This is a genomic window from Staphylococcus sp. GDY8P119P (assembly GCF_017892075.1).
GTDB lineage: Bacteria > Bacillota > Bacilli > Staphylococcales > Staphylococcaceae > Staphylococcus > Staphylococcus ureilyticus.
Map to the genome: position 1 here is coordinate 158,978 of NZ_JAESKJ010000004.1, position 20,744 is coordinate 179,721.

16 protein-coding genes, 1 tRNA gene and 1 other annotated feature are annotated in these 20,744 nt (G+C 33.6%); of the genes, 9 read left to right on the plus strand and 8 right to left on the minus strand.

What is annotated here, in order from left to right:
- Positions 1-174 precede the first annotated feature (174 nt).
- The 7 genes from KA830_RS03560 to KA830_RS03590 form a co-directional block, all read right to left on the minus strand.
- Positions 175-897 (minus strand): phosphoadenylyl-sulfate reductase, encoded by a 723-nt coding sequence (locus KA830_RS03560; RefSeq protein WP_204180347.1) that lies wholly within the window; start codon positions 895-897, stop codon positions 175-177.
- A 733-nt stretch (positions 898-1,630) separates the two neighbouring features.
- On the minus strand, positions 1,631-2,869 hold the full coding sequence (locus tag KA830_RS03565) for an aminoacyltransferase (RefSeq protein WP_064209680.1): 1,239 nt from the start codon (positions 2,867-2,869) through the stop codon (positions 1,631-1,633).
- Between the two features lie 93 nt (positions 2,870-2,962).
- Positions 2,963-3,054, minus strand: a tRNA-OTHER gene (locus KA830_RS03570).
- Between the two features lie 175 nt (positions 3,055-3,229).
- The gene (locus tag KA830_RS03575) at positions 3,230-3,769 is read right to left on the minus strand and encodes a PadR family transcriptional regulator (protein WP_204180346.1); all 540 of its coding nucleotides are present in this window, start codon (positions 3,767-3,769) and stop codon (positions 3,230-3,232) included.
- Positions 3,770-3,824: 55 nt separating this feature from the next.
- Positions 3,825-5,006, minus strand: coding sequence for a YhgE/Pip domain-containing protein (locus KA830_RS03580; RefSeq protein WP_107359937.1), 1,182 nt, complete (start codon positions 5,004-5,006; stop codon positions 3,825-3,827).
- A gap of 405 nt (positions 5,007-5,411) precedes the next feature.
- Positions 5,412-6,557 carry a globin domain-containing protein gene (locus tag KA830_RS03585; RefSeq protein WP_204180345.1) on the minus strand — a complete coding sequence of 382 codons (1,146 nt, stop codon included), beginning with the start codon at positions 6,555-6,557 and terminating at the stop codon, positions 5,412-5,414.
- A 331-nt stretch (positions 6,558-6,888) separates the two neighbouring features.
- Positions 6,889-7,722, minus strand: a complete 834-nt coding sequence (locus tag KA830_RS03590; protein WP_064209683.1) for a ParB/RepB/Spo0J family partition protein — start codon at positions 7,720-7,722, stop codon at positions 6,889-6,891.
- A gap of 173 nt (positions 7,723-7,895) precedes the next feature.
- Positions 7,896-8,270, plus strand: a binding site (T-box leader).
- 64 nt (positions 8,271-8,334) lie between these two features.
- Here KA830_RS03590 and KA830_RS03595 point away from each other — a divergent pair.
- The 9 genes from KA830_RS03595 (at position 8,335) to KA830_RS03635 (ending at position 19,331) form a co-directional block, all read left to right on the plus strand.
- Positions 8,335-9,438 (plus strand): PLP-dependent transferase, encoded by a 1,104-nt coding sequence (locus KA830_RS03595; protein ID WP_064209684.1) that lies wholly within the window; start codon positions 8,335-8,337, stop codon positions 9,436-9,438.
- Positions 9,435-10,610: a cystathionine beta-lyase MetC gene (gene metC / locus KA830_RS03600; protein WP_204180344.1), complete on the plus strand. Its 1,176-nt coding sequence runs from the start codon at positions 9,435-9,437 to the stop codon at positions 10,608-10,610. Before KA830_RS03595 ends, metC begins: the two co-directional genes overlap by 4 nt.
- Entirely contained in the window at positions 10,564-12,405 is a 1,842-nt protein-coding gene (locus tag KA830_RS03605) for a bifunctional homocysteine S-methyltransferase/methylenetetrahydrofolate reductase (RefSeq protein WP_070038481.1), read from the plus strand. Before metC ends, KA830_RS03605 begins: the two co-directional genes overlap by 47 nt.
- Positions 12,399-14,645, plus strand: coding sequence for a 5-methyltetrahydropteroyltriglutamate--homocysteine S-methyltransferase (gene metE / locus KA830_RS03610; protein WP_107520574.1), 2,247 nt, complete (start codon positions 12,399-12,401; stop codon positions 14,643-14,645). Before KA830_RS03605 ends, metE begins: the two co-directional genes overlap by 7 nt.
- Before the next feature lie 24 nt (positions 14,646-14,669).
- On the plus strand, positions 14,670-15,410 hold the full coding sequence (locus KA830_RS03615; RefSeq protein WP_064209688.1) for a cyclase family protein: 741 nt from the start codon (positions 14,670-14,672) through the stop codon (positions 15,408-15,410).
- Positions 15,411-15,855: 445 nt separating this feature from the next.
- Positions 15,856-17,757, plus strand: coding sequence for a diflavin oxidoreductase (locus KA830_RS03620; protein WP_204180343.1), 1,902 nt, complete (start codon positions 15,856-15,858; stop codon positions 17,755-17,757).
- A gap of 215 nt (positions 17,758-17,972) precedes the next feature.
- The gene (locus tag KA830_RS03625) at positions 17,973-18,413 is read left to right on the plus strand and encodes a LytTR family DNA-binding domain-containing protein (protein ID WP_052722064.1); all 441 of its coding nucleotides are present in this window, start codon (positions 17,973-17,975) and stop codon (positions 18,411-18,413) included.
- A complete protein-coding gene (locus tag KA830_RS03630) occupies positions 18,410-18,880 on the plus strand; it encodes a DUF3021 domain-containing protein (protein WP_046207138.1) in 471 nt (156 codons plus the stop codon). The genes KA830_RS03625 and KA830_RS03630 overlap by 4 nt, the downstream gene beginning before the upstream one ends.
- The gene (locus KA830_RS03635; RefSeq protein WP_046207139.1) at positions 18,873-19,331 is read left to right on the plus strand and encodes a DUF4188 domain-containing protein; all 459 of its coding nucleotides are present in this window, start codon (positions 18,873-18,875) and stop codon (positions 19,329-19,331) included. Before KA830_RS03630 ends, KA830_RS03635 begins: the two co-directional genes overlap by 8 nt.
- Positions 19,332-19,535: 204 nt before the next feature.
- On the opposite strand, the gene KA830_RS03640 is transcribed toward KA830_RS03635, so the two are convergent.
- Positions 19,536-20,720, minus strand: coding sequence for a thiolase family protein (locus KA830_RS03640; RefSeq protein ID WP_046207140.1), 1,185 nt, complete (start codon positions 20,718-20,720; stop codon positions 19,536-19,538).
- Positions 20,721-20,744 lie beyond the last annotated feature (24 nt).

The window sequence follows — 20,744 nt, forward strand, 5'->3', positions numbered from 1 at the left end:
ATTTTTTATTTAACAATCATTTATCTAAAATCACTCAACAGTTGATTCCATAACTTTTCACGGGTAAAAGTAACTATCACTATAAGATTGATTTGATGACCAATCTTTAGTTATATCTATCCGATTGGAATACTAAGGATTAATAGCAAAAAAATTTTTTAACTATAAAGATGTTTAATCTGTAGTATGAAGACCGCATTCTGTTTTATTTGAATTTGTCCATCTGCCTGCTCTTGAATCTCCTGAGCCTTCAACAGCTGTAGTACATGGTATACACCCTATACTTGGATAGTTAAAATCGTGTAATTCGTTATAATGCAATTCATATTTTTTAATATATTGCCAAACATCTTCCCATGTCCAATGTATCAACGGACATATTTTTACTGACTGAAAGCGTTCGTCTTTATTTATAAACTGAGTATTTTCACGACTGGGCGATTGTGCTCTACGTAATCCAGAAATCCAAGCAGTAGCACCAGACAAAACATCTTCCAATGGTTTGATTTTTCTAATATAACAACATTGGTTTGGATTATTTTTCCAAAGTGCAGAATTATATTGTGATGCTTGTTCTTCCAAAGTTAATTCAGGTTTCTTAAGTTTAATTCGTAGTTCTGGATAACGTTTTTGAACACGATCAATTAGATCGTATGTTTCTTGAAAGTGAAGACCTGTGTCTAAAAATACAATTTGGGCATCTTTCTTAACACTATAAATCAAATCAATTAATATCATGCCTTCCGCACCAAAACTGCAAGCATAAATAACTGAATCACCATAGGTTTGATAAGCCCAAGCGACGATTTCACGCGCACCTTTTGTTTCATCATCAATATCAATTGACTCAAAGACGTTTGCGTTAAAATGCGCATATGTAACTTTTGGTTCAAACATTAATTTATTCGCCCCCTCATAACATTCATAAATATATTATAATTAGAGTTATTTTTAATTTAGAATAATTTGAAAATAATTATGATTTACACTTTACTCATTGTAAATTTTTATGTCAAGTGTATATTTGAACACACGAATTAGGTATATTTTTTATTAAATTTGTAAACAAAGTGCATAGCTATAGTGTTTTTAGCACTTCTGATTTTTAATTTAATTTATTTTTATAACAACCTTGTTATATTGGATTATCGCCTTTGCTATAACCTTTTCAAATTTTTCTGAAATTTTTTGCTTTTTTTATTCTTGATTGTATTTTAAAACAGTCCGAAACATAAATCCTAGAAAAATAGCACACAGATGATTTAATTTATACATCTGCGTGCCTCTTTGTTATTCAATACTTGTGGCATATTGTTGGTTCGTTTGCTTAGGGCACAGATTTAATCTGTAGTCTTCAGCCTGTTCTGATACCTCCAGCGTCTCACCAAAAATACAATATATTTATATGTAATTTTACATTAAATTATTTTTAAAAATAAGCCCTATATCAACTCAAGTAGTGAATCAATGAGATAACCATAACTAAAATAATATAGAAAAAGGCAATTTCTATATTGTTTCAATAGAAATTGCCCTTTTTTCACTTGTCCAAGAACTTTATGTCCCAGCGTCTCACTCATTTCTTTTTGTAAATATAAATAAAACTAAACGCGGGCAAACAAAACATACTCTATTTGATTAAGTCATATATTTTATAAAGCAAAGGTCTGATTGGTTTAATAAAATCTCCAATGTACTCTTCTACATGTGCATTAAAACCTGCTTTGAACTTTTGTACACCAGCATCTTCAGCATTTTCACTGAAATCTCCAGTTATGCCATAAAAGTTATAACGCTGGATATTATGCGCCTTCGCAAACTTGATCATTTCCCATTGCAATCTATAGGCACCCATATATGTATTGTATTTAGGGTTAGAGCCGCTTGAAAGATAATAAACTTCATAGTCGTTGTAAATATAAAGCGCTGCTGCTAAATCCAATATAGTGCCATCAGTTTTGATTAATGCTTCTGTTTCAGTTATTTTTCTTTTTTGTGCTTTTATTTGTTGTAAGCCTTGATCATATTTATTTTTACTTTTTTTCGAGTTAGGATTGTTTTCTAAGCTTTCTTTCGTATTTTCTAAGTCCTTATTCAACTTTTCTAATTGCTTATTTTGCTTTACTAATAATTCTGACAAATCGATATATGCTAATTTTAACATGCTATTATCATGATAAATATTTTGCATTTCTTCAAAATATTGCTGATCTCTAAACTTAAATCCATGTTTTTCTTCAGCCATTTTAAATAATTTAAAAAATCTACTTGTCTCCTCAATAGCCAGTGTACGTACGCGCACGTCCATTTCGTATGTTTTCTTAATATTTCTACGCGTTTGGTAATCCATTTCTTTAAGTAAGTCATCTTCTGTTTTATCTTTTAAATCCAAAACTGATAACCAACGAATTTGACTTATTTGAGAATATCCTACCGTATATCCTTGATGTTTATAACCTATATCTTCCATAGTCTTGATAAGTGGTTTATTGTTATAGCTTTCTAATATTTCGCCTTGCGCATTTCTTATATTTTCTAATATGTATGGATCGGTTAAAACATATAAGCATCGATGCTTTTTCAAATACTTCGTTAAACTTTTATAGAAAAATCTTACTAACTGATAATCAGAAAAGTCTAAAACAGGACCACGATGTGTATAAAAATATTTAAAAAATTTGAAGGAACGTGCTTCTGTTAAAAGGCATGCTGCTATGACGTTGTCTTCATTATCTTTAACACCTACAATATGCACATCATTTTTATGTTGGTTTCTGTAACGAAAATGGTTAGCACTTTGTGTATAATGCGCCGCATGGTTATGAATAAAGTTTTCAAATTCATCAATGTTTAAGTGAGTGAAATACATTGTAAACCTACTTTCTATTTAAATTTATAATGCATTGAACAATATATATCATAAAAAAAGCCAAGCTCTTGAAAGGCTTGGTAAAAGATTTAACGGAGGGAGAAGGATTCGAACCAACGCAAGCAAGATGCTTCTAATTAATATTAACTATTAATTTCCCTTAAGCCAGACTTGGGTATCCCTCCAAAATTTTATTTCTTTAATTATATTGTACTACTTCTTTATAATAATTAAAAGTATTGTCCAAAACATATTAAACATTTTTTCTCATTGTAGATATATATATAAAGTGCAATCTTTTCAAAACAACGTAAAAAAGAACAAGTAACGCCTCTTACGTTACTTGTTCCATCTTTAATATCATACATTATCATTTTCAACAAGTGTTATCAGTTTTTCTAAAAAATGAATTGTATTATTTGTTTTAGTGTTAAAATGATCCGACATAAAATTTAATAACCCTTCATTTTCAGTAGTTACCTGAATCTTATACTTTATCTCTTTTGATTGTATCAACATTTGTTTATAATCTTGAACTTTGCTTTCTAAGATATTAATTACTTTTTGCTTATCTACAAATTTGAGATAAGCAATACCAACATACATTTCATTAATTTCTTTAGCGTTCTCGAATAACTTATATATCAATTTAGGCAAAGTTTGTTTACCTTTTTCAGTAATTTGAAATACTTGTTTATCTGGACGATTTTCTTCTTTAATTGTCTCCACTATTTCTACAAGGCCTTTTTTGGATAATGCTTCAAAATTATAATAAAGCTTACTTTCTGTTAGTCCGCTCATTTTATCAAAAGGTATAGGTTCTGATAGCTGTTTTTTTAATAAATAAGGGTAACTGTTTTTTTCCATTAATTTCCCTAATATAAATATTTGGATAGACATTATTAAAGGCTCCTTTTTTCTTAATACCTTTATTTTAACAGAACTAAAGAAGGTGTTAATAGTTTGCAAGCGTTTCGTTAGTATTTTTATAATTCTCAAAAACGATATCGGATTCTTTTTTATAAAGAAACGTAACGATAACAATATTAACGAACATAGCAACGACACCTACAGCTGCCATAGATAAAATATAAGGTGTTTGTGGTATGCTTCCAAAAATGTTTGCAAAGTGACCCTGAACTGAATAATACATTGGGGAAATATGACTCATCCAGTTATAAACTGTAGGCATCATATCACGACTCATTGTTGCCCCATTAGCAATTGTTTGTATGAGTAAAATAGGAATATTTAAAATCATACCTGCCTGTCCTATTAAGAATACGACGATTGCTGTAAAGTTAAAGGAAACCCAATAATTCAATACTAATTGACCAAAAATACTTAAGAATTTATCAGCTTCTAAATCATTGACTAAATAAGCAATACCTAAAGAAATGACAGAAGAAGCTAATCCAATGATTAGAGCTGTTAGTTGCACATAGATAAACAACTTGGTTTTACTAGCTCTGTGTCTGTTTTCTTTAAATGCACTAACTAATTGCATCGCTCCAATCATTGCGCCTACATATCCAGCTAAAGTTAAAAACATAGGTAACATTTTAAAATTCATGCTTGATGGCATTTTATTTATATGATTAATGTTACCAGAATAAGAAGCGTTGATTTGCTTAATTAAACCGTCCATTTGTTCATCAGGTATTTTTGCTTGTTTTAATACACCTTCAGTTGTTTGATTAGAAAATTGCTTGCTAAGCTGACTATTAATTTCACTTCCAATTGAATCCATAGATTGACTAATCATTGTTGGAGAAGCATCATTTACTTTAAAATCTAGCCCTGGTGTACCCTTTTCAGATTTTAAATTACTTGAAAAATCTCGAGGTATATGAATTACAAGATTCAATTCATTATGCTCCAACTGATTATTTGCTTTCGAATTAGAAATATCTTTTTTTATATGATCGAACGGTAAACTGTTGTTCAATTGTTTTGATATTTGGTTACCATAATCTCCGTTGTCATCGTTAACGATTGCAATAGGTAATTTATCAATATTACCTGGCATCGCTTTGTAACCAGGTAAAAAGATGGCCAACATCACTAATCCATAAAAAATCCCCATAAATATTGCGCCAATTGCCCCTTTTGATTTTAAAAAATCACTAAATTTCATCTTAATTATCCTTTCTAACACGCATATATAGTTTTATAAAAGTACTTTTAACAAAGTACTTTGTTTATACTACTCTCTTGAATTAAATAGGTCAATAATATAAACCTAAAATTTTCATTATTTTTACAAAGCGTTATAAGGCGGCAACTTAATGACTGTTTTTATACATACAATTTATGCTCATATGGTTTTATGAATTGGGAAATTTTACTTAATTGGCAGCATGTCTTTGTATTTTTAATATATTTGAAAAATATTTGCGCAACATAAAATAAAAAACCCCCGACTAAACTATTAGTCGAGGTTATTATTTAAAAAATATGAAAAGTCTCCAGATAAATAAAATGAGCTATCTATTTTATGATTTATTTTTTAATTTATATAAAATGTGTAAAACGCGTTACACTATACTGAAAAACTCAATCTTGGAATGAATGTTTCGTAGTGAATTTGGTCCATTGGCACTTCTAATTTTTGTAATTCTTGAATCATAGCTTTTAAGAATGAATTACCACCACATACATAAACTTCTGTTTCACCATCAAGGTATTGTTTTAATTGTTCAGCGTCTATAAATCCGTCTTGATTACGGAAATGTTTATCAAATTGTGCTACTGAAGATTGTGCTGTGATTGCTTCTAAATTTTCTTCGAATGCTACGTTTTGAGCATCTGATGTTGATTGAAGGAATGTTGAAGTTAAATCAGCATCAACCGCTTCTTTATACATTGAAACAAGAGGTGTCACGCCTACACCAGAGCCTATGAATAATTGTTTATGATCTTTGTTTGCCAATCCAAATCCACCAACTGGCGCAGATAAAAATAGAGTATCTCCCACTTTGACTTCATCATGTAGTACTGTAGATACTTCACCTTCATGTTCTTCCGTAACGTCTCTACGTACACCGAATGTTAAGAAATCTTTGTCACCATCTACAATGGAATAATGTCTTTTAGCTCTGTAAGGCAACTTATCACTAGATATATCTACTGTAATATATTGTCCAGGTACAAATTGACTTAAATCAATGTCGTCTGATGTTACTGTGAAAGATTTAATGATTTCGGTTTCATCAGTGATATTGGTTACAGTAAATGGTTTAAAGCCATCCCAAGCCATTTTACTGTAAACTTCTTTTTCTAAACCAATAAATGCATCAGCAATTTCACCATATGCTTTAATCCAAGTTTGGATAATAGGATCTTCTTCTTTTAAGCCAGTCACTTGTTGAATTGCCCAAATCAAATTTTCACCAACGATTGGATAATGCTCAGCTTTTACTTGTAAAGCACAATGTTTGTAAACCACAGGCATAATTGCGGGAACAATTGGTGATAAGTCATCTATATTTTCTGCCGCCGCTAATACTGCCATCGCTAATGCAGAAGATTGTAATCCTCTTTTTTGATTGGTCTGGTTAAACATATTCTTCAATTCAGGATGTTGTTCGAATAATCTTTTATAGAAAGTTGATGTTATTGTCTGTCCTTTATCTTTCAATAATGGTATCGTTTCTCTTATTGTTTTTATTTCTTCGTGATTTAACATAAAACCCCTCCTAGTCATTCCTTCACTTCCATTATTGAACTACATTATTTTGCTTACAAGCAAATGTGTTTAATTTCACATAAATTTCACATTCGATATTCATTAATTTGTAACTATTTTTTGATTAATGATTTTTAAAAAAGATAATATATTGAAAAATATCGCTCATTTTTATTCACTATATAATCTAAAATAAAATATATTATATTGATAATTCATTTTTGCAAACTTAAAAACCACATGCACCTGGTGGTATATCAGTTCGCATGTGGTTTTAGGTTTGTTATTTATTATTATTACTTAATTCAAACGATGGGTAAAATTTCTTGTTTTAATTATATTTCTCGTTCAATTGGTGTATTAATCTTCTGAACTCAGTTTCAGATTTAAATTCAAAAGTGATGTAACCTTTTTTATTTTTGTTAGATATCGTTACAGCTGAACCATATTGTTCTTTTAGCTGTCGCTCTTGTTGTTGTATAAACTTAGGTTTTTTAGTTGTATGCGACTTATCTTTAATAGATTTTTTATTTTCAGTGTTTTCATTTACATATTGTTCTAATGTACGTACACTCCAAGACTCCCGGTAGGCTTGCTTAGCTATGCTTTTCATCTTTTGCTTATCTTTTATCGCTAATAGCGTGCGTCCATGTGCGCCTGATAGTTTGTTATCTTTGACCATTTGAGTAATGTCCTTAGGCAATTGTAGTAAACGCAACATGTTGGCAATATATGGTCTAGATTTACTTAATCGCTGTGCCACTTCTTGCTGTGTTAGCGCTAACTCATCCATTAATTTACGATAACTTTCTGCTTCCTCAATCGCATTTAAATCTTCGCGTTGTAGATTTTCAATCACAGCGAGTTCCATCATATCTTCATCAGATAGCACTTTAACGATGGCGGGTATTGTCGTTGAGCCTGCTAGTTTTGATGCTCGAAAACGTCGCTCACCTACTACAATGTTATAACCAGATATTGTTTTTCGTAACACGATAGGCTGTAAAATACCATGTAGTTTTATCGACTCAGCCAAATCTTCCAAACGTTCTTGATCAAATGATTTCCTAGGTTGATAAGGATTAGGTTTAATGCTATTGAGTGCTATTTCTTTTACGTGCGCATTGTGATCTACTTTGAGTCGTTCATCTATAGCATCATTCATTGTTTACACCTACTTTCTTAAATAAAAATGACCTTTTTAGTTAAACATAGTATATCATCACTACAGCAATGAAAAATATCATTTTAAATTATCGCTTAAATCAAAATTTTCAGATAAGTTATTGACAAAAGTTATTTTAATGTGTAATCTAAGTGATAACAAATTTGAAATAGCAACACACAGTAATAAGGAAAGTAGAACTTACACTGCTGACACAGAGAGTCTTCACTTGCTGAAAGGAGACACAGAAAGAAAGTTTGAAAATGGCCTTTGAGTGTTGATGCCAATATGAGGTGTCAACGGGATCGCCCGTTATAGCGATACAGTATTAACATTTTGCTTAATGGCGTACTGGATTATTCCAAGCGTTGTATATGTCGTTAATACTCATTTCACTTTCAGTGGCAGTGAGTTTTTTTATTTGATCATATTACGGTAGCGCACGTTCAGTACAAGTAATGAATGCAATTTGGCGTACTGGATAAGGTTACTTTAGTGATAAAGTAACAAACAAAGGTGGTACCGCGAGCTAAGCTTTCGTCCTTTACATCCGATTGATTCGGGTTTAAAGGACGGAAGCTTTTTTTATTTTTAAAGGAGGTTATCTGTATTATGAAAAATACTGAGTTATCACAAATCGCACTGACACAAGATGCAACAGGAGCGATTGCAAATCCAATTTATTTATCAACAGCATATCAGCACCCTCATTTAGGAACATCGACGGGTTTTGATTATACAAGAACTAAAAACCCAACACGTTCAGCTTTTGAAGAATCATTTGCTAAGTTAGAACGTGGTACTGCTTCATTTGCTACTGCAAGTGGCATGGCAGCCATACAATTAATATGTAATTTATTTAAAGCTGGCGATGAAATACTCGTTTCATTCGACCTTTATGGTGGCACATTTAGACTATTTGATTTTTATGAGCAACAATACGGTGTACATTTCAAATATGTTGATTTCTTAAACTATGAAACTGTTAAAGAAAGCATTACAGAAAATACTAAAGCGCTATTTATAGAAACGATTTCAAATCCACAAATGCAAGAAGTAGACGTTGATCCATATTATATTTTAAGCAAAAAGCATCACTTATTAACGATTATAGACAACACTTTTTTAACACCATATCTCTCAACACCACTTGAAGATGGTGCAGATATTGTACTACATTCTGCTACGAAATACATAGGTGGACATAATGATGTACTTGCTGGTGTCGTGACGGTTAAAGATGAAAATTTAGCTGAAAAATTAGGTGAATTTCATAACATGATTGGTGCAACTTTATCACCTTTTGATAGCTACTTACTACAACGTGGTTTAAAAACATTACATTTAAGAATGGACCGTTCAGAATATAATGCTCAATTATTAGCCAAACGATGTTGTAACTTAACAGGCATTGACCAGGTCTTATATTGCGGTCGAACGGGAATGATGAGTCTACGCTTAAATAAAAATTATAAAGCCGATAAATTTTTAGAAAACTTAAAAGTATGTATTTTTGCAGAAAGCTTAGGTGGAACAGAAACTTTTATCACATTTCCTTATACACAAACACACGTTGACATGCCAGACGAAGAAAAAGAAAAGCGAGGCATTGATGAACATTTACTGAGATTATCCATCGGCGTTGAAGATTACGCAGACATTGAACAAGACATTATACAAGCATTAGAAAAATCTAAAGAAAGTGTGATTATATGAGTTTATCTAAAGAAACAGAAGTAATATTTGATGCACAAAGAGGTGTTGATTACGATTCAGCTAATCCACCATTATATGCATCTTCGACATTTCATCAAAAAGTTTTAGGTGGTGACGCCAAATATGATTATGCGCGAAGTGGCAACCCTAATCGTGCTTTGTTAGAAGAAAAATTAGCAGCACTTGAAGGGGGCGATTACGCATTTGCTTATGCATCAGGTATTGCAGCCATTTCAGCTGTACTACTCACATTAAATGCAGGTGATCATGTCATTCTCCCAGATGATGTCTATGGTGGTACTTTTAGATTAACAGAACAAATTTTGACACGCTTTAATATTCAATTTACCACGGTAGACACAACACAGTTACAAGAAATTGAAGAAGCGATTCAATCAAATACAAAACTGGTTTATATTGAAACACCATCTAATCCATTATTTAAAATCACTGATATTAAAGGCGTCTCTCGTATCACACAACAACACGAACTATTACTCGCTGTTGACAATACATTTATGACACCACTTGGTCAGTCACCTTTAGCTTTAGGTGCAGATATCGTCGTACATAGTGCTACAAAATTCTTGGGTGGTCATAGTGATATCATTGCTGGCGCTGCTATCACAAATAATAAAACAGTAGCAGACGCACTTTATCTATTGCAAAACGGTACAGGAACTGCATTGTCTGCACATGATTGCTGGACGTTAGCACAGCATTTAAAAACGTTGTCTGTACGTTTCAATCAATCTGTTGAGAATGCACAAAAAGTTTATGATTTCTTAACGCAGCGCGAAGAAATTGCAGAAGTCTATTACCCAGGAAATGACAAGTTACATTTATCTCAAGCAAAACATGGTGGTGCTGTTTTAGGCTTAAGACTTAAAGATGAATCAAAAGCGCAAGCTTTTGTAGATGCGCTAACGCTACCACTTGTATCTGTCAGTTTAGGTGGCGTTGAGACGATTTTATCCCACCCTGCTACTATGTCTCATGCTGCTGTACCAAAAGAAGTTCGTGAAGCACGCAATATTACATTTGGATTATTTAGATTAAGTGTAGGCTTAGAAAATGCTGACGAATTAATTGCTGATTTAAACTACGCACTGAAGGAGGCCTTCAATGAGTCAACTCATCAACAAACTGAAACAGAACATTTTAGTCGCTGATGGTGCAATGGGAACCATTCTATATTCTGATGGTTTAGATACTTGTCCAGAAGCATATAATTTAACCCATCCTGACAAAATAGAACGGATTCATCGCTCCTACATTGAATCTGGTGCAGATATTATTCAGACCAATACTTATGGTGCAAATTTTGAAAAATTAAAAGTATTTGGTTTAGAACACAAGGTTAAAGAAATACACAAAGCCGCAGTACAAATTGCCAAAAGAGCAGCTAATGATGAAACATTTATATTAGGTACTGTAGGTGGATTCAGAGGTGTGAAACAGGAAGATTTAGGTTTAGAAACCATTCAATATCATACCGAGATCCAAGTAGATACTTTAGTTGAAGAAGGCGTCGACGGTTTACTTTTCGAAACCTATTATGATTTAGAAGAGCTGACCAACATTATTACAGCTACAAAACGCAAACATCATATTCCTATTATTGCTCAATTAACAGCATTAAACACAAATTACTTGAGAGATGGTACGGAAATTAATACAGCTTTACAACGCGTTGTCGACAGTGGTGCTGATATCGTTGGACTCAATTGTCACCATGGTCCTCACCACATGCAACAATCATTTTCACATATTGAATTACCTGACAATGCCTATTTATCTTGCTATCCCAATGCAAGTTTATTAGATATTGAAAATAGTCGATTTAAATATAGTGACAATGCCGAATACTTCGGTAAAGTGGCAGAGCAGTTGATCAAAGAAGGCGTTAGGATTATCGGGGGTTGTTGCGGGACTACACCAGAACATATTCAATACATTAAGTCCTCTGTAGCCAATCTCAAACCGGTATCCAGTAAAAATGTAATACCTATTAAAAAATATAATAGTCCTTCACATAACAATGTACAACAACAAAACTTAACAACGAAAGTCAAAGCACGTCCCACTATTATAGTAGAATTGGATACGCCAAAACACTTAGATACAGAAACATTTTTCAGAAATATCAAAAAACTTGATGATGCTCATATTGATGCGGTGACCTTAGCAGATAACTCTTTAGCTACTGTGCGTATCAGTAATGTCGCAGCAGCAAGTATCATCAAACAACAATATAATATTGAACCGCTCGTTCACATCACGTGTCGCGATCGTAACCTCATTGGACTACAATCACATTTATTAGGCCTATCCTTACTGAATGTAAATGAAATACTAGCCATTACAGGGGATCCATCAAAAATTGGTCATTTACCCGGCGCAACTAATGTTTACGATGTGAACTCCAAAGGATTAACAGAAATTGCATTACGCTTTAACGAAGGTATTAACACAGATGGTGATGCGCTGAAGACGAAAACGAACTTCAACATCGCAGGTGCTTTTGATCCAAATGTTCGAAAACTCGAAGGGTCAGTCAAACGTGCTGAGAAAAAGATAGAGAGTGGCACACACTACTTTATCACACAGCCAGTCTATAGCACCGAAAAAATCGAAGAAATATATGAAGCAACCAAACATTTAGACGTACCATTCTTTATTGGCATTATGCCAGTCACTAGCTATAATAACGCACTATTTTTACACAACGAAGTGCCTGGAATTAAACTATCCGAAGACATTTTAGAACAATTTGAAGCTGTTAAAGACGATAAAGAAAAAACGAAAGCATTAAGCCTTAAACTTTCTAAGGAACTTATAGATACCGTCCATAAATATTTTAACGGCTTATATTTAATTACACCGTTCCAGAAAGTCGATTACACTTTAGCACTCGCATCATATTCACAATCAATTACTTCAAGTAAACAGGAGGCAATATTATGACAATTCAAACATCAAATTTAGGTTTCCCAAGATTAGGCAGAAAAAGAGAGTGGAAAAAAGCAATAGAAAGTTACTGGGCTAATAAAATAGATGCCCCTACATTAAATCAACAATTAACAGACTTGCATAAAGAGAATTTATTACTACAAAAGAACTATAATCTAACGAGTGTCCCTGTCGGAGATTTCTCTCTTTATGACCATATTCTTGATACATCATTATTATTCAATATTATTCCAGAACGTTTCCAAGGCAGAGCATTAGACAACGATTTATTATTCGACATTGCTAGAGGTAATAAAGAACATGTTGCAAGCGCATTAATCAAATGGTTCAACACAAATTATCACTATATTGTACCTGAATGGGACAACGTAGAGCCAAAATTAAATGACAATGTATTATTAGAGCGCTTCAAATATGCACAATCCATTAATGTGAATGCGCACCCAGTAATCGTGGGTCCCATAACATTCGTAAAACTTTCTAAAGGCGGTTCGCAATCATTTGAAGAAAAAGTAAATACATTATTGCCTTTATATAAAGAAGTTTTACAGTCTTTAGTAGATGCAGGCGCGGAATACATTCAAATCGATGAACCTGTACTTGTGGAAGATGATAGTGCATCATTTGAAGATATTACACGTACTGCTTATAACTATTTTGACGAAGCAGGCGTAAGTAATCACCTTGTGATTCAAACTTATTTTGAACGTGTCAACTTAAAATTCCTCAACAGCTTACCTGTAAAAGGATTAGGTTTAGATTTTGTACATGATAACGGCTATAACTTAAAACAAATTAAAAATGGCGAACTAGACAAAAACAAAACACTTTATGCAGGTATTATAGATGGTCGTAATGTGTGGGCAGCAGACATTGAAGCTAAAAAATCATTAATCGACACACTACAAAGTGCTACAAATAACCTTGTTATTCAACCATCTTCTTCATTGTTACATGTACCAGTATCATTAGATGATGAAACATTAGACGAATCCATCGCAGAAGGTTTGAGTTTTGCCACTGAAAAATTAGATGAATTGGATGCTTTAAGACGATTATTTAATGACAATGACAGTCAGAAATTTGATGAATTGAAAGCACGTTATGAGCGCTTCCAAAATCAATCATTTAAAAATCTAGAGTATGATTTCGACAGTGTGCGTACTACACGTCAGTCACCTTTTAAAGTGCGTAAAAAAGCACAAGATGCACGTCTCAACTTACCTGATTTACCAACGACAACGATTGGATCATTCCCACAATCGCAAGAAGTAAGAAAATTCCGTGCAGATTGGAAAAATAATCGAATTACAGATGAAGATTATAAAACATTCTTAAAAAATGAAATTGCGCGCTGGATTAAAATCCAAGAAGATATCGGATTAGATGTCTTAGTCCATGGTGAATTTGAACGAAATGATATGGTAGAGTTCTTCGGCGAAAAATTACAAGGCTTCTTAGTGACGAAGTATGGATGGGTACAATCATACGGTTCACGTGCGGTAAAACCACCTATCATTTATGGTGATGTAAAATGGACAGAGCCTTTAACAGTTAAAGAGACACTTTATGCACAAAGTTTAACGGATAAACCAGTAAAAGGTATGCTTACAGGTCCAGTGACTATCTTGAATTGGTCATTTGAACGTGTAGACTTGCCACGCGAAACCGTACAAGACCAAATTGCATTAGCGATTAATGAAGAAGTTTTAGCTTTAGAAAAAGCTGGTATCCAAATTATTCAAGTTGATGAACCTGCATTGAGAGAAGGTTTGCCATTACGTTCAGAATATCATGAAGATTACCTTAATAAAGCTGTGCACTCATTTAAATTAGCTACATCATCTGTTGCCGATGAAACGCAAATTCATACACATATGTGCTATTCTCAATTTGGCCAAATCATTCATGCTATTTATGATTTAGATGCAGATGTTATTTCAATAGAAACATCTCGTAGCCATGGCGACTTAATTAAAGATTTTGAAGATATTACTTATGACTTAGGTATTGGATTAGGGGTATATGATATCCACAGTCCACGTATCCCTACTGAAGCAGAAATCACAGAAGCAATTAACCGAGCGCTACAAGAAATTGATCGTTCTTTATTCTGGGTTAATCCAGATTGTGGTTTAAAAACACGTAAAGAAGATGAAGTGAGAGAATCATTGACTGTGCTTGTAAATTCAGTAGACAAATTACGTAAATCAACAAACCCTGCAACAGTTTAATCATTAATGACGAAGGTGATACCAATGACATATCCACTATGGGAACAGTTAGAACAATTAAAAACTGCAACATGGGTAGACTTAACCCATACTTTTGATGAAACAATTCCGTGTTTTAGTGAATTTGAACGCGCAAAAGTTTCTACACTATTTAATGTTGCCGACGATGGTTTCTATGTCCAAAACTGGAATATTGTGACTCAGTATGGGACGCACATAGATGCCCCGATACATTTTGTCGAAAAAACGCGCTATCTTCATGAAATTGATCTAAAAGAACTCGTATTACCATTAGTTGTTTTAGACTTTTCACAAGAAGTGGCAGCTGATGCTGACTTTATTTTAACGCGTGATCATATTAAACAATGGGAAACTGAACATGGTTCAATCGAACCTGGCACATTTGTTGCGTTTCGCAGTGATTGGTCCAAACGTTGGCCAGATATTGAACATTTTGAAAATAAAGATGCAGAAGGACAACTACACTTACCTGGTTGGGGCTTGGATGCCTTACAATATTTACTTGAAGATAGACAAGTCCAATCTATCGGTCATGAAACGTTTGATACAGATGCTTCAGTAGATGTTGTCAAAAATGGTGATATTGTCGGTGAACGTTACGTATTAGGTCAAGATACCTACCAACTTGAGTTACTAACAAATTTAGATCAACTGCCTACACGAGGCGCCATTATTTATGCTATCAGTCCAAAACCAAACAAAGCACCTGGATTTCCAGTACGTGCCTTTGCTATCAAACCTTAAAACCATAAGCGAAACGGTCCATTTCGCTTCAATAATATGAAACTTATAAAACCTAGCCATTATCATATATAAGAAATTGAGCACTTCTTATATTCATATATCTCTTTTATAAATAGACAATAAATTCTAAAATATGATTATGTTGATACGTAACTATTTGAAATAACGTTACACAAACAATTATCATTAACTGTTTATAGACACCAACATATTACCAACTTAACTGGGGCGGGAATTTGATATCAAATACAATTTTTGATTTCTATCCCGTCCCACTTTTATGGAATAAATACATAGGTCATAAGTTGGATTTTTAATAGATGATAATCTCTATCATTTAAAAAATTAAAATCAATGTTATACTTCAATTAAATTCTATTTTATAAATAGCGTGTTATTGTGCATGCTTTACTATAAATTTTTAATACAATACGAGGTGACCTTTTTGGAATTAAATAAATCAAATTCCCCTTTTGATGAAAATCAATTGGAACTTATACAACAACTTATGCCAACACTGTCATCAAATCAACAGTCTTGGTTAAGTGGCTATTTGCTTAATGCTTCTACAGATGAAGGTGACCCATCGCAATATACCGATCATCCTGAAACATCTGAACACGCAAACGCAACAGCTGAATTAACATCGTCCATTAACACAACTAATTCAGAAGTACCAACAGAAGATACGACGCATTCGACAATATCTACGGATGAGCCTATAGAAGTAAACATTTTATTTGGAACAGAAACAGGCAATGCTGAAGAAATTGCTGATGAATTTGAAACAAAATTAAAAGAACATGATTTTACAGTTCATACTTGGGAAATGGATGATTTTCCTCAAGAGGACTTATCAAAAGTTAACCATGTGTTTATCATTACTTCAACGCATGGTGTAGGAGAACCTCCGATTAATGCGTTGGATTTTTATGACTACCTCCATAGTGACGAGGCACCTGATTTAAGTCATTTAAACTTCTCAGTGCTCGCATTAGGTGACCAAGACTATCCTGATTTCTGTCAAGCAGGCAAAGATTTCGATAAAATCTTAGGTGATTTAGGTGGTCATCGATTAGCTGATCGCGTTGAATGTGATTTTGATTTTGAAGAAGTATCTGAGCAATGGATTATTGACATGCTTGAACTTTTGTCTCAAATGTCTCCTGGTAGTTCAAATAATGAACCTAAAGATGAAGATGTCGTTGTCGAAGAACCGCAAGCAACTTATTCAAAAACACATCCATTTTATGCTGAAATCATCAAAAATAGTGTGTTAACTGAACCAACTGCTACCCGTGAAGTCAGACATCTTGAATTATCTATAGAAGGGTATGGCGAAGCCTACGAACCTGGAGACAGCTTAGTAATTATCCCTCAAAACAACCCAGAACTTGTAGAAGAAGTAATCCAAACATTGGATTGGGATGGCACAACAACAATAGACATAGACAATAGCGGTAATAGTACCACTATACAGGATGCACTTACGAATGAATTTGAAATTGCTAAATTAACACCATCTATATTAAATAATGCAGCTGCATTATTTGGAAATCCTATGCTAAATGCAAATGTTCAAAACAACGAATGGGTACAAGATTATATTTATGGCAGAGATTTTATTGATTTAATTAAAGATTTTACACCTGTCGCGCTGTCACCTGATATGTTAAAAGACTTATTGAGAAAATTGCCGCCAAGAGAATACTCTATTGCTAGCAGTAATCAAGTAAATCCACATACCGTCCATATCACTGTACGCGTAGTTAAATATGACGCACATCATCGTGAACGTCATGGCGTATGTTCTGTACAACTCGCAGATCGTACACAATTAGGTGATAAATTACCTGTTTACCTTAAAAAGAACCCTAATTTTAAATTCCCTTACGATGAACAAACACCAGTCATTATGATTGGTGCAGGTACTGGCATTGCGCCTTACAGAGCTTATCTCCAACAAAGAGCGCATTTAGGATTGAAAGGTAACCAATGGCTCATATTTGGAAATCAAAATATTGATGCAGATTTCCTATATCGCAATGATTTAGAGTCATGGCTTGACCAAGGCGTGCTTAGTAAACTAGATTTAGCATTTTCAAGAGATACAGAAAATAAAATCTATGTTCAACACCGAATTGAAGAAAATGGGGAAGATTTTTATCAATGGTTAACAAATGGTGCAACCATTTATCTTTGCGGTGACAAAGAAGAGATGGCAAAAGGAGTACACCAATCTTTTGTCAATGTACTCATTCAGCATGGTAACTTTAATCAAGCACAAGCAGAAGATTATTTAACAGAACTAATTAAAAATCAAAGATATCAACGTGATGTTTATTAATAGTTGAGCCAATCACTGCATCATCATTACATTGATATGAATCCTACAACCACCTCAGCGATTATTTTTCAGATAATCGCACGGAGGTGGTTTTTTTATACTAAATTGCTGTTAAAAATGCCGTTTAGAATAATATTACAACCACTTACCTATTTTGTATGGTAATCAAATCATTTATTTGTTTTACTTATCAATAAGAAGGAGGCGAACTGAGCATGGATGTGAAGGTAATATATAATCAGCATTTAGACAACAATCAAGTAATCATTGAAGTCAATGAACACACTGAGCACGTGAATGACATTGTAAACTATATTAACAAATTAGCCAAAACGAAGTTATTTCCCGGAAAATATAAAGGGGAAACGCACTTTATAAAACAAGAAGATATTATTTCCTTTCGCATAGAAAATAAAATTCTTACTATGATTACCGCAGACAAACAATTTACAATGAATCAGCGACTATACGAAATCAAATCTCAAATCAACACCTATTTTCTACAAATCTCTAAATCTGAAATAATAAATATTAATTATATTGATTATTTGAAACTCAATAAAAATGGCACAATTGAAATTCGTTTTACTAATAATGATTTCACTTATTCATCAAGAAGGTATTTACCATTAATCAAGGAGGCTTTAAAATTATGAAACGCTTATTACACGGCGCAATCACAGGTATTGCTATTGGAGTTATCATTTCTTTATTTTTTTCAGTTGTTTTTTCACATACTTCATTTCATCCAGTCTCCCCTGTCTCAACAATGGGTCATTTATACTTTCAATATTTAAGCGAATTACAAACAATGTTTATCGCAGTTATCATCTGGGCATTAATTGGTATTACATTTAGTTTTGGAGCACTCATATTTTCAAGTTCTAGAAAATCATTATTATTTAAAACATCTGTGCACTTCACCCTAATGTTCGTTATCATGCTCCCTTTAGCAATACTAGCGGGATGGTTTCCACTTAAAGTTTCAGCTTTAGTATCTTTTATCATTATCTATACAATTGTCTATTTTATCATTTGGTCAATAGAAGCGAAACGTAATCAAAACGATATCAATGAAATTAACGCTATGCTTTCAAAAAGAAAGGGTGAAAAACATGAATAAAGGGAGATACACTGTAATACCCAATGCCTCAGTCACAGTTTTTCTAATAGGACTTCGTATAAATAAATGGTATAAAATTCATAAATGGTTACCTGTACTCTTAGCTATGCCACCTATGCTCAGAGAATTATCAAAAGATAAAACGCTGGGATGTTTATCTTTTGAAATGCTATTTAAATATCGTGGTGTGATGATTGTTCAATATTGGGAATCTAATGAAAAATTACTTTCTTATTCAAAAATGCCGGTACACTTAAAAGCATGGCGACGTTTTATGAAAGAACTTAAGCAAAATGATGCTGTAGGTTTTTATCATGAGACTTATAATGTCGATGCGAATCAATATGAAAATATTTATATTAACATGCCCGATTTTGGTCTAGGAAAAGCACGTAATAACGAAAAAGTAACCAAAGCTACACACACAGCAAAGCAACGCTTACGCTCATAAACCTGACCTATCAATGCTCATCCTGCCTTATCACTTTATATGCGATGAACATATACTAAAATAGTTTTCAGCATAGAAAAGCTCCCTTCAAGTTTCATTTTTTAAATGTCACTTTGAAGGGAGCATATGCATTGTCTATACTCATTCCTAACAGAATATAGTTATTTCAGTGTTTTATTACTTTACTAGCTAATTACTAAACTATTATCTTACATATTCAAAGATACCGGCAGCACCCATACCTACACCAATACACATCGTTACCATACCATATTGTGTATCCGGGCGTTTTTTCATTTCTGAAAGTAATCTGCCAACCAACATCGCACCCGTAGCACCCAATGGATGACCTAAGGCAATTGCTCCGCCGTTAACATTCGTCTTTTGAGCATCTAAACCTGTCTCTCTCATTGAAGCGATTGTTTGAGATGCAAATGCTTCATTCAACTCTACTAAATCAATATCATCTACATTCAAGTTTGCCTGTTTTAACACTTCAGGAATTGCATAAGCAGGTCCAATCCCCATCAATTTAGGATCTACACCAACTGCTTTAAAACCTACGAATCTCGCAATTGGTTCTACGCCTAATTCCTTTACCTTTTCACCTGACATTACTACTACAAAGCCTGAACCGTCAGTTAAGGGTGCCGAGGAGCCTGCAGTCACTGTGCCATCCGCCTTAAAAACAGTGGGTAATTTAGATAATGCTTCTTGATTCGTATCTGGTCTAATCAATTCATCATCTTTAAATACTGCCTGCGATACGACCGGACCATTTTCATCATAATCCACTTTATTCACTTCAATCGGAATAATTTCATCTTCAAATTTACCTTCTGCTTGTGCTTTAGCAGCACGGGCATGACTTTGTACTGCATAGGCATCTTGATCTTCTCTAGAAACCTTGTAAGTGTCAGCCACCATTTCTGCAGTTAACCCCATTGGATAAGATACACCAGAATCTTCGTCTTGCAGTATCGGGTTATTGGTTGGCTCATTGCCCCCCATCGGTACCGCACTCATAAGTTCAATACCTCCAGCAACTAGAATGTCTGCTTGGTCCGCTATAATTTGATTTGCTGCATGTGCAATTGTTTGTAAGCCTGAAGAACAATAACGATTGACTGTTTGACCAGGTACTTCATTTGGCATCCCTGCTAATAAGGCGATTGTTCTAGCAATATTTTGTCCTTGCAAGCCTTCTGGAAATGAATTCCCAACAATGACATCTTCAACCATACTAGGTTCAAATGAACCTCCAACTCTTTCTAAAACACCTTTCAATACTTTTGCAGCTACTTCATCAGGTCTTTCATGAGTCATTGCACCATTTTTTGCTTTACCAGCTGCTGAACGTCCATAAGCTACTATATACGCGTCTCGCATTTAGTTTCACCCTTTCCTCTATAA